Here is a 2622-nt window from a genome sequence, read left to right on the forward strand (position 1 = left end):
GAGCAGTTGCGGAAGTGTGTCCTCAACGGCTGAACGGAAGCGCCCAAGATGTCGAGGCCGACCAGCAAGCGCTTCGTCCGCATATCGCCGGAGCAGATCGTTCAGATAATTGTCACGCTTGGCAAGTGGCAACGAAGCCACGGGCGCGGGAAAGACGATCTCGTCGGCGCCCGCGCCGAACTCTACATCTGTCCCGAAGAATTTTCTGAACTCCGCAGGTATCGCGTCGCGATTGTGTCTGACCCTCAAATGGCGCGGTGCCAAGCGGGTGCCCGTAATCTGCCGGCAAATTCGGATCACCGTCACCAGCCAGAACTCGATTTGATGGCGGTCCGATTGCCGGTCGACGTTGACGTAATCAAGAGCAATCGCAGCCGCACGATCGTCCTGGCGGAAATGCAAGCGGACGCCATCGTTCATGATGCCGCTATATCTCTCGGCATTGCGAATCGCATCCGCAAGCCGCTCAGACGACGCGATCACATAGTAAACCAGCCCAATTTCGCGCAAGTCGAAATCATGGCCCAGGTGAAATCCGAGGAGTTCATCCCCGAGTTCTTGGGCAACGAGGTCCAAGATCCTGATTTGCTTGGACACCTCAAGATGTATCGAGTCATTGTAAGCCTGCTCGGCGGTCGCCCCCGCCTGGGCGAGAATGGGTCCTGCATCTTTGCCAAACTCGCGCAGCCGTACACAAGCGAGGCGGGCAATTCCGCCGGTAGCGGTGGGTATGGAGCTAAGCCTGTCAGTTTGGTTGTAACTCATGCGAGTCAATCCGGCTTGCACCAGTCTTCGCAGCGCTTCCCACAGTACTTTTCTGTTGCCTCTTATAAGCCCACCACCCGCGGTATTGGATTTAGGATGTTCGCGGGTTGGCGCGTTCGTATTGATATGGATCAAGAACATCTCCACTGATCCAAATATCGCCGAAGGAACGCTTGGGAGACGGCGGAAGCTGGCGCGGGATCGATAGTTAAGGTCAGCGACGCTTTTCGCGCCACCGTTATTCCAGCTGCATGCGGACGCCTTTGGCGCCATTGAGCAACCGCCGCAGGTGAAAGCCGGCAAGATTGTCGTCGGCATGTAGTCCGACCAGCTCCGCGAACGCCGGCATCGCCGCCGCTTCGCCCGCCTCGAGCTTGGCGAAGGCTTCGCAATATTGCGTCGTCAGCGGCTTATTGAAGGTTGCCGCCGGCAACGGCTCGTAGGCGCGAAGCGGCTCGCTGCGGCCCCGCAGCACGAGATCGCCGACCGGCCGCCCCGAAAAGTTCCCGGAGCCATCGGCAACCGTAGCGCTGACGCAAATCCGGGTGCCGAGGAATTTGTTGGCGGCCTCCAGCCTGGCGGCGATGTTGATGGTGTCGCCATATGCCGTGTAGTCGAAAAAGCGGCTGCCGCCGAAATTGCCGACCAGCGCCGGGCCAGCGTGAACGCCGATGCGGGTCGCGCCGAAGTTCACGCCTTTCGACTTCCAGCGACCGCGAAACGCCTCGGCCCAGCTATCGAGGTCGTTCGCGCATGCAACCGCGCGCGCCGCATAATCCGACTGATCTTCGGGGGCGTTGAAGAGAATCTGGATTGCATCACCGATGATCTTGGCAACGGTGCCTTCATGGGCGAACACGATGTCGGTCATGCCGCCCACATATTCATTGAGCAGCGCGCCCAGCACCTTCGGCGCGGCAGCTTCCACCACGGTAGTAAACCCGGTGATGTCGGTGAAAACGGCCGCGACCTCCCGCCAATGCACCTCCAAGCCGTTGCCCTCGCCGACGGCCGCGAGCCGGGAGGCGATCTGCGGCGAAAAATACCGCGACAACGACGCATGCGCGCGCTCGGCTTCGGCCTGGCGGCGATGCGCCTCGCGCATCATCTCGACATGACGGATGGTCTTGTCGATCGTCATTTCCAGATCGCCGAAATCGATCGGCTTGGTCAGAAAATCGAACGCCCCGCAGTTCATGGCCGTGCGGATGTTGTTCATATCGCCGTAGGCAGAAACGATGATGGTCGACTTCTTGTCCTCCGCCTCCTGCAGTTTCTGCAATAACGACAGGCCGTCCATCCGCGGCATGTTGATATCGGATACCACCATGTCGACATGCGGGCATTGTTCGATGGACTGCAGCGCCTCGACGCCGTCATGGGCGAACACGAACCGCATCGCGCCGTCGCGGATCTGCTTGCGGAACTTCTGCAGCACGAGCCTCTCGAGATCGAGCTCGTCGTCGACCACGAGGATGGTTGCGGTCATGTGGACTGCCCGAGCCTGGTGTCGATCTTACTGCGCAGCAGCGCAAATTCGATCGGCTTGGTCAAAGCCCGACCGCACCGCGCTCGATCGCCTCGCGGCGTGTTTCCGCATCGCCATATAACCGACTTCATTCAATTACCTCATCGGCGCGTGCGAGCAACGACGGGGGCACAGTGAGGCCGAGGGCCTGCGCTGACTTTAGGTTGATCACCAATTCGAATTTGGTCGGCGCTTGCACTGGAAGATCAGCAGGCTTTTCACCCTTGAGAATCCGTCCGGCGTAAATACCCGCCTGACGATAGGCGTCCACGAGTCTCGTTCCATAACTGATCAAGCCGCCGGAAGCCGCGAATTCACCGAATGGGTAG

3 protein-coding genes are annotated in these 2622 nt (G+C 59.8%); all 3 read right to left on the minus strand.

The genetic code is table 11. The features are described from left to right. Positions 1-900 (minus strand): AraC family transcriptional regulator ligand-binding domain-containing protein (locus VNX23_RS14655; RefSeq protein WP_325631131.1); only part of this gene is annotated, 900 nt, incomplete at its 3' end. Between the two features lie 103 nt (positions 901-1003). Next, positions 1004-2254 (minus strand): response regulator, encoded by a 1251-nt coding sequence (locus tag VNX23_RS14660; RefSeq protein WP_325631133.1) that lies wholly within the window; start codon positions 2252-2254, stop codon positions 1004-1006. Positions 2255-2381: 127 nt separating this feature from the next. Then, positions 2382-2622 (minus strand): ABC transporter substrate binding protein (locus tag VNX23_RS14665; protein WP_325631135.1); only part of this gene is annotated, 241 nt, incomplete at its 5' end.

The organism is Bradyrhizobium sp. (genome assembly GCF_035570375.1).
GTDB lineage: Bacteria > Pseudomonadota > Alphaproteobacteria > Rhizobiales > Xanthobacteraceae > Bradyrhizobium.

What these genes read in the sequence shown, in the direction of transcription:
- VNX23_RS14660 (WP_325631133.1), bottom strand. Translation starts at nt 2,254, where the DNA reads ATGACCGCAACCATCCTCGTGGTCGACGACGAGCTCGATCTCGAGAGG.